The organism is Streptomyces sp. NPDC057307 (assembly GCF_042667665.1).
Lineage (GTDB): Bacteria > Actinomycetota > Actinomycetes > Streptomycetales > Streptomycetaceae > Streptomyces.
In genome coordinates this window covers 1-6597 of record NZ_JBHUZM010000234.1, presented here as the reverse complement: position 1 = coordinate 6597, position 6597 = coordinate 1, and the positions used below count along the sequence as shown (strand labels likewise).

Genomic DNA, 6597 nt, shown 5'->3' with positions numbered 1-6597 from the left:
GGACACCTCCGGCCGTGGTGGGCTACCTCTTCGTGCTGCTCGCCCTCGGGCTGCGGGAGAGCCGGCGGACCGTGATCGGCGTCTGGCTGACGACGGGGGTGGCCGGGCCTCCTTACGTATGCGCGCTCCGATTCACGTCAGCGCGCTCCGACCCGCCGCTCAGCCGGGCAGCAGCCCCGTCACCGGCCCGACCAGCGGCAGGTCCTTCAGACCGCCGCCCTGGGTGACCGAGTCCGTCAGGGACGCCGTGGACAGCGGCTTGAAGTCCGCCACCTGCGTGCCGACCGCGTTGTCCAGCGGATCGACGCCCGTCTTGGCCAGCGGGTTGAGCTGCAGGTTCTTGACCGGTCCGACGCCCCCGGCCAGGGTGTGCCCGAGCCCGCCTGCGAGCCCCTCACCGGCCGCCTCGCCGGCCGCGGCCAGCTCGCTGTCGGGACCCGACGCGGGCACGGGCGCGGCCGGTGCCGCCTGCGCCGCGGCGCCGCCGAGCCCGATGACCGCGCCCGCCGCGGTGAGCGTCAGCCCGGCACGCAGCAGTGCGCCGCGCCGGGGGGTGGGAGCTGAATGACGTGCCATGGGATTCCTGCCTGGGCGAGGGAGTCGAGTAACCGGAATGACACGCACAGTAGTTGAGATGTGACTCTCGATACCAACACCGCAGGCGGGGGTCCCCTGCGCGGGTGTATGCCTCAGACTGGTGTCCCGTGAGTCCCCACCGAACCGCCTCCGCGCGTGTCGTCCTGCTCGCGGGCCCCTCCGGCTCCGGCAAGTCGTCGCTCGCCGCCCGCGCGGCCCTGCCCGTGCTCCGTCTCGACGACTTCTACAAAGAGGGCGACGACCCGACGTTGCCGCTGGTCGAGGGCAGCTCGGACATCGACTGGGACTCCGCGCTGTCCTGGGACGCGGACGCCGCGGTCGCCGCGATCCTGGAGCTGTGCCGTACGGGCCGTACGACCGTCCCGGTCTACGCGATCGCCACCAGCTCCGTCGTCGACACCGAGACGCTCGACATCGGACGTACGCAGCTGTTCATCGCCGAGGGCATCTTCGCGGCCGATGTCGTCGCTCGCTGTGAGGAACTGGGCGTCCTGGCCGACGCGCTCTGTCTGCGGGGCCGCCCGTCGACGACGTTCCGCCGCCGGCTGCTGCGGGATCTGCGCGAGGGCCGGAAGTCGGTGCCGTTCCTGCTGCGGCGCGGCTGGCGGCTGATGCGCGCGGAGCGCCGCATCGTCGGCCGGCAGGCGGCGCTGGGAGCGTATCCGTGCGCCAAGGCGGAGGCGCTGGGCCGGATCGCCAACGCGGCGGCGGGCAGCACCCGCCCCCGTAAGACGGAGACGTCCGACCCGTCCGTACCGGTACGCCAGACGAACAGCGGCCGTTGAGCGTCGGGGACCCGGCCCGTCGGAGACCGACCCCTGGGCCGTCTCCGACAGATGCCCCGAATCCCCCCTGAAACGCGCGAAGACCGGACAGGCCCCCCAGCCTGTCCGGTCCTGCTCCGGTGCACCCCCGTGCCCCCGTGGTTCCTGCCGTCTCCCCCGAGACGGCAGCCCCTCCCCCGGTCCCCCCACTTTCCCCCGGGTGTTACTCCCCCCAGGGTTTTTCTCCCCCTGCCTCAGGCCACCAGCTCGCCGAAGGACTCTTCCTCGTCACGTCCGAAGCTGAGGACATCGTCCTCGCGCAGCCGGCGGAGCGACCGCCAGATGCTGGACTTCACCGTGCCGACACTGATGTTGAGGATGTCCGCGATCTCGGGATCGGTGCGGCCCTCGTAGTAACGCAGCACCAGCATCGTGCGCTGCGTCTCGGGAAGGCGCGAGAGCGCCTGCCAGAGCACCGTGCGCAGCTCCGTGCCGCGCATCGCGTCGCTGTCGCCGACCGTCTCCGGCAGCTCCTCCGTCGGGTACTCGTTGAGCTTGCGCCTGCGCCACGCGCTGATGTGCAGGTTGGTCATCGTGCGGCGGAGATAGCCGCCGACGGCCGCCTTGTCGCTGATCCGGTCCCAGGCGCGGTACGTGGAGAAGAGCGCGCTCTGGAGCAGGTCCTCCGCCTCGAAGCGGTCGCCGGTCAGGTGGTAGGCGGTCGCGTACAGAGAGGCCCGGCGCTCCTGGACGTATGCCGTGAACGCCGTCTCGGCGTCCGTGGCCCCCGTCGTCCCGGTGCGCTCCCCCGTGGCCTCTCCGTACGCCGCGCCCTTGCTCCCCCGTGCCTCGGCGTTGTCCGCCGTGGACTGCTGCGCCGCGTCGACCGCCGCGATGTACGGCGGTCGGTGCTGACGCCCGGCGCCGCGAACGCACCCCCGCCCGTTCACGGCGCCGGACTTCTCGGTGCTCCGCGCGACGTCGTGGAGACGCGTGATTACTGCGCTTGAGGTCGTGCTGTGCAGTGAGTTCATCTCGCGCCCCCCGTCGGCTGGAGTCTGTTTCTTCCGTCTGCCCAAGAGATTGCCGGGCCAGTTTCATGGGCCTGTCCGCCGACTGTCACAGGCCTGTCACAGGGGTTCTGGATCTTGGCGGGAGATGTGGTGGAACTGTGGGAGCGCTCCGACTGTCGAACTGTGGTCCCCCCATGGGCCAGAATGACCTCTGTGCCTTTCCTGTTGCTGATCGAGGACGACGACGCCATCCGCACGGCCCTCGAACTCTCGTTGTCACGCCAGGGCCACCGAGTGGCCACTGCGGCGACGGGAGAGGACGGCCTGAATCTGCTGCGAGAACAGCGGCCAGACCTGATCGTTCTGGATGTGATGCTGCCTGGTATTGACGGTTTCGAGGTGTGCCGTCGTATCAGGCGGACCGACCAGTTGCCGATCATTCTGCTGACCGCGCGCAGCGACGACATCGATGTGGTCGTCGGACTCGAATCCGGCGCGGACGACTATGTGGTCAAGCCGGTGCAGGGCCGGGTGCTCGACGCCCGTATCCGGGCCGTACTGCGGCGCGGGGAAAGGGAGTCGACCGATTCGGCGACCTTCGGGAGCCTGGTCATCGACCGTTCGGCGATGACTGTCACGAAGAACGGTGACGACCTCCAGCTCACGCCGACCGAGCTGCGACTGCTCCTGGAACTGAGCCGGCGGCCCGGACAGGCGCTCTCCCGGCAGCAGTTGCTGCGGCTGGTGTGGGAGCACGACTATCTGGGCGACTCGCGGCTGGTCGACGCCTGCGTGCAGCGGCTGCGCGCGAAGGTCGAGGACGTGCCGTCGTCGCCGACGTTGATCCGTACCGTACGAGGCGTGGGCTACCGGCTGGACGCCCCTTCGTGAGCAACGAGGAACCCACGGCCGGAAGAGCGGCGGACGGACCGGAAGGAACGAACAGACCGGACGGGACGGACGGCACCGGCGGGGAAGCCCCGGACGGAACGGCCGGGCGGCGTACGCGGAAGAGGGCACTCCTCGCCGGGCTGCGCTGGACGAGTCTGCGGCTGCGTCTCGTCGTCGTCTTCGGGGCCGTCGCGCTGACCGCCGCCGTCTCGGCGTCCGGCATCGCGTACTGGCTCAACCGCGAGTCGGTGCTGAACCGTACGCAGACGGCCGCGCTCAAGGAGTTCAAGCAGGAGATGCGGGACAAGGCCGCGCAGTTGCCGCTGCAGCCGACGCAGGCCGAGCTGGAGGACGCGGCGCAGCAGATGGCCAAGAGCAGCGCCGGGTTCAGTGTGGTGCTGATAGGTGAGCGCGACGAGGGCAAGCCGATGGCCGGGGTCTCCGACCAGGACACGTTCACGCTGGACGACGTGCCGCAGTCGTTGCGGACGGCGGTGAACGACCGGCAGAAGGTCACGTCGGGCAACAAGTCGCCGTACCACGTCTTCTGGCAGCGCACACAGCGCGGCCAGACGCCTTATCTGGTCGGCGGCACCCGGATCGTCGGCGGTGGGCCGACCGGTTATGTCTCCCTCTCCCTCGAACAGGAGCGGGAGGACCTCAACTCGCTGGCGTGGTCGCTGGCGATCGCGACGAGCCTGGCGCTCGTCGGGTCCGCGCTCCTCGCGCAGGCGGCGGCCACGACCGTGCTCAAGCCGGTGCAGCGGCTCGGCCACGCGGCGCGGCAGCTCGGCGAGGGGAAGCTCGACACCCGGCTGCGGGTGTCGGGGACGGACGAACTGGCCGACCTGTCAAGGACGTTCAACAACGCCGCCGCCTCGCTCCAGAAGAAGATCGACGACATGAGCGCGCGTGAGGAGTCGAGCCGCCGCTTCGTCGCCGACATGTCGCACGAACTGCGCACCCCGCTCACCGCGCTGACGGCCGTCACCGAGGTGCTGGAGGAGGAGGCGGACACGCTCGACCCGATGATCGCGCCCGCCGTGACGCTGGTCGTGAGCGAGACCCGCAGGCTCAACGTCCTGGTGGAGAACCTGATGGAGGTGACCCGCTTCGACGCGGGCACCGCCCGGCTCGTCCTCGACGATGTCGACGTCGCCGACCAGGTCACCGCCTGTATCGACGCGCGGGCCTGGCTGGACGCGGTGGAACTGGACGCGGAGCGCGGCATGATGGCCCGCCTCGATCCGCGCCGGCTCGACGTGATCCTGGCGAATCTGATCGGCAACGCGCTCAAGCACGGCGGTTCGCCGGTGCGGGTCTCGGTGCGCTCGGTCGGCGGGGAGCTGGTCATCGAGGTACGGGACAACGGTCCGGGCATCCCGGAGGCCGTACTGCCGCACGTGTTCGACCGCTTCTACAAGGCGAGCGCGTCCCGGCCGAGGTCCGAGGGCAGCGGTCTGGGGCTGTCCATCGCGATGGAGAACGCGCACATCCACGGAGGCGACATCACCGCGGCCAACGCGCCCGACGGCGGCGCGGTGTTCGTGCTGCGGCTGCCGCACGAGGTCTCGGAGGACTTCGGGGACGAGGACGGGCCCGGCGGCGTACGGGGCGAGAGGGGCGGGGCGCAGTGAGGTCGAGGACACGGGCCGGCCGGTCTCTCGTCGTACTCGCGGGCGCGCTCGCGCTGGCGGGCGCCGTGGGCGGCTGCGGCATCAGGACGACCGCGGTGCCGGTGAACGCGGGCGCCGCGCCCTCACGGGTGCCGTGCGAGGTGTCCGAGAGCAATCTGACCACCCAGGCGCAGCCGGGCGGGACGGCGGTCAGGGTCTATCTGGTGTGCGGGTCCGAGCTGGTGCCGGTGGAGCGCACGGCGTCCATACCGGCCGAGAAGGCGCTCGGTGACCGTGTGCAGGTGGTGCGGGCGCTCGTGGACGAGTTGCTGGAGCAGCCGTCGTCCACGGAGCGGGAGGCGGGCTTCACGACGGACGTACGGGGGCCGCTGCGGGTCTCCGAGGGGCGCGCGGGCGATCCGCCGGGGACGCTGCGGCTGAGCCGCCAGCCGGAGGACCTGCCGACGGCCGCGCTGGCGCAGATCGTGTGCACGCTCACCGAGGGCGCGGCGACGGACGGTTCGGTGGTGCTGGGCGGGCCGGGGGCGTACGGCGCGCGCGGGTACCGGTGCGACGACGACACCAAGCGCCGCCCCGAGGCGGCTGTGCCGACGACGGGTCCGCTGCCGTCCGCTTCCTGAGGAGGCGGGCGTCGCGCGGCCGGGTGCGCCCGGTGTACGGGGCGTGTCGGGGCCTTCCGGGTGACACCCGTCTCACGTGGGCGTCCATTTGGAACTCCCCGGAACCGTTCCCCGCGGTGGCCGCGTCTTGGGGATCGTGCAGCGCCAAGGTTCGGGCGGCAGTGCCGCTTTCCGCTTCCGCGTGGCGGGGGTCATCCTCCTCCTCGTGCACTTGGTGCTCGTCGCATGGCTGACGTTGCGCCCGCTGGACGTCGTGTGGATGACCGCGGCGAACTTCGAACCGCTGGCGGGCATCAAGGCCGATCTCGCCCTCGGGCCGCTCCAGGCGGTCCGGCGCATCGGCGAGGGACTCCTGCTGCTGGCGCCTCTCGGGGTTCTCCTCCCCATGGCGGGCGGCAAGCTGGCCGTCTCGCCGCTGGCCTCGCTGACACGGACCCTGGCCGCCGGGGCGTTCATCTCGCTGGGCATCGAACTGCTGCAGACCGGGATCCCGGGGCAGGTCGTCGACGTGGACTCGCTGCTGCTCAACACGGTGGGAGTCGGTCTCGCGCATCTGCTGGTCGTCCCGGCGGGACGGGCGCGCCTGCGGCGCGACCGCACCGGCCGGCGCGGTCCGGCGCCGGTGCCGGCCCCGCGTGGCACCCGGGTCGTCCGTGAGGGGGACCTGCGGGAGGAGTCTCCTCAGGGGACGACCCCGACGATTACCAGGGTCGGCATCGCACCGTAGAGCGACGCTTTGTCCGGTGCCCCCGGGCCACCATTGAGTCATCGGGAGCACACGGAGAGGCTCCCGGAAACGGACTCACGAAGGAGCCCACCATGTCCGCGATTGCCCGTCCCCGTGAGGGTCGCATGATCGGTGGAGTGTGCGCGGCGCTGGCACGGCGCTTCGGCACCTCCGCGAACACGATGCGAGTGATCTTCCTGGCCTCGTGTCTGCTGCCCGGCCCGCAGTTCCTGCTCTACATCGCGCTCTGGGCGTTCCTGCCGAGCCAGAAGAGCGCGACGCAGACCGCCTGGTAGGAGTACTCGTACAGACGTACGGCGGGGTCCCACCCGGCATTCCGGGTGGGAC

8 protein-coding genes are annotated in these 6597 nt (G+C 71.1%); 6 read left to right on the top strand and 2 right to left on the bottom strand.

Going from position 1 to position 6597, the window contains the following annotated elements; genetic code table 11:
* Window positions 1-159 precede the first annotated feature (159 nt).
* Window positions 160-576, bottom strand: coding sequence for a hypothetical protein (locus tag ACFUN8_RS36525; RefSeq protein WP_383647519.1), 417 nt, complete (start codon window positions 574-576; stop codon window positions 160-162).
* Window positions 577-704: 128 nt separating this feature from the next.
* On the opposite strand from ACFUN8_RS36525, the gene ACFUN8_RS36520 reads away from it, so the two are divergent.
* Window positions 705-1382 (top strand): hypothetical protein, encoded by a 678-nt coding sequence (locus ACFUN8_RS36520; protein WP_383647517.1) that lies wholly within the window; start codon window positions 705-707, stop codon window positions 1380-1382.
* A gap of 233 nt (window positions 1383-1615) precedes the next feature.
* Here ACFUN8_RS36520 and ACFUN8_RS36515 read toward each other — a convergent pair whose 3' ends face one another.
* Window positions 1616-2395: a SigE family RNA polymerase sigma factor gene (locus ACFUN8_RS36515; RefSeq protein ID WP_383647514.1), complete on the bottom strand. Its 780-nt coding sequence runs from the start codon at window positions 2393-2395 to the stop codon at window positions 1616-1618.
* Between the two features lie 192 nt (window positions 2396-2587).
* On the opposite strand from ACFUN8_RS36515, the gene afsQ1 reads away from it, so the two are divergent.
* The 5 genes from afsQ1 (at window position 2588) to ACFUN8_RS36490 (ending at window position 6545) form a co-directional block, all read left to right on the top strand.
* Complete coding sequence (gene afsQ1 / locus ACFUN8_RS36510) at window positions 2588-3265, top strand: two-component system response regulator AfsQ1 (protein ID WP_023539102.1); 678 nt, start codon at window positions 2588-2590, stop codon at window positions 3263-3265.
* Window positions 3262-4902 (top strand): ATP-binding protein, encoded by a 1641-nt coding sequence (locus ACFUN8_RS36505; RefSeq protein ID WP_383647512.1) that lies wholly within the window; start codon window positions 3262-3264, stop codon window positions 4900-4902. Before afsQ1 ends, ACFUN8_RS36505 begins: the two co-directional genes overlap by 4 nt.
* Window positions 4899-5522, top strand: a complete 624-nt coding sequence (locus tag ACFUN8_RS36500) for a hypothetical protein (RefSeq protein WP_383647509.1) — start codon at window positions 4899-4901, stop codon at window positions 5520-5522. Before ACFUN8_RS36505 ends, ACFUN8_RS36500 begins: the two co-directional genes overlap by 4 nt.
* A gap of 127 nt (window positions 5523-5649) precedes the next feature.
* Window positions 5650-6249 (top strand): VanZ family protein, encoded by a 600-nt coding sequence (locus ACFUN8_RS36495; protein WP_383647507.1) that lies wholly within the window; start codon window positions 5650-5652, stop codon window positions 6247-6249.
* A gap of 92 nt (window positions 6250-6341) precedes the next feature.
* Window positions 6342-6545, top strand: coding sequence for a PspC domain-containing protein (locus tag ACFUN8_RS36490; protein WP_383647504.1), 204 nt, complete (start codon window positions 6342-6344; stop codon window positions 6543-6545).
* Window positions 6546-6597 lie beyond the last annotated feature (52 nt).

Excerpts from the sequence above, each read along its gene's own strand:
- ACFUN8_RS36525 (WP_383647519.1), bottom strand. The coding sequence starts at position 576 with ATGGCACGTCATTCAGCTCCCACCCCCCGGCGCGGCGCACTGCTGCGT.
- ACFUN8_RS36515 (WP_383647514.1), bottom strand. The coding sequence starts at position 2,395 with ATGAACTCACTGCACAGCACGACCTCAAGCGCAGTAATCACGCGTCTC.
- ACFUN8_RS36490 (WP_383647504.1), top strand. The coding sequence starts at position 6,342 with ATGTCCGCGATTGCCCGTCCCCGTGAGGGTCGCATGATCGGTGGAGTG.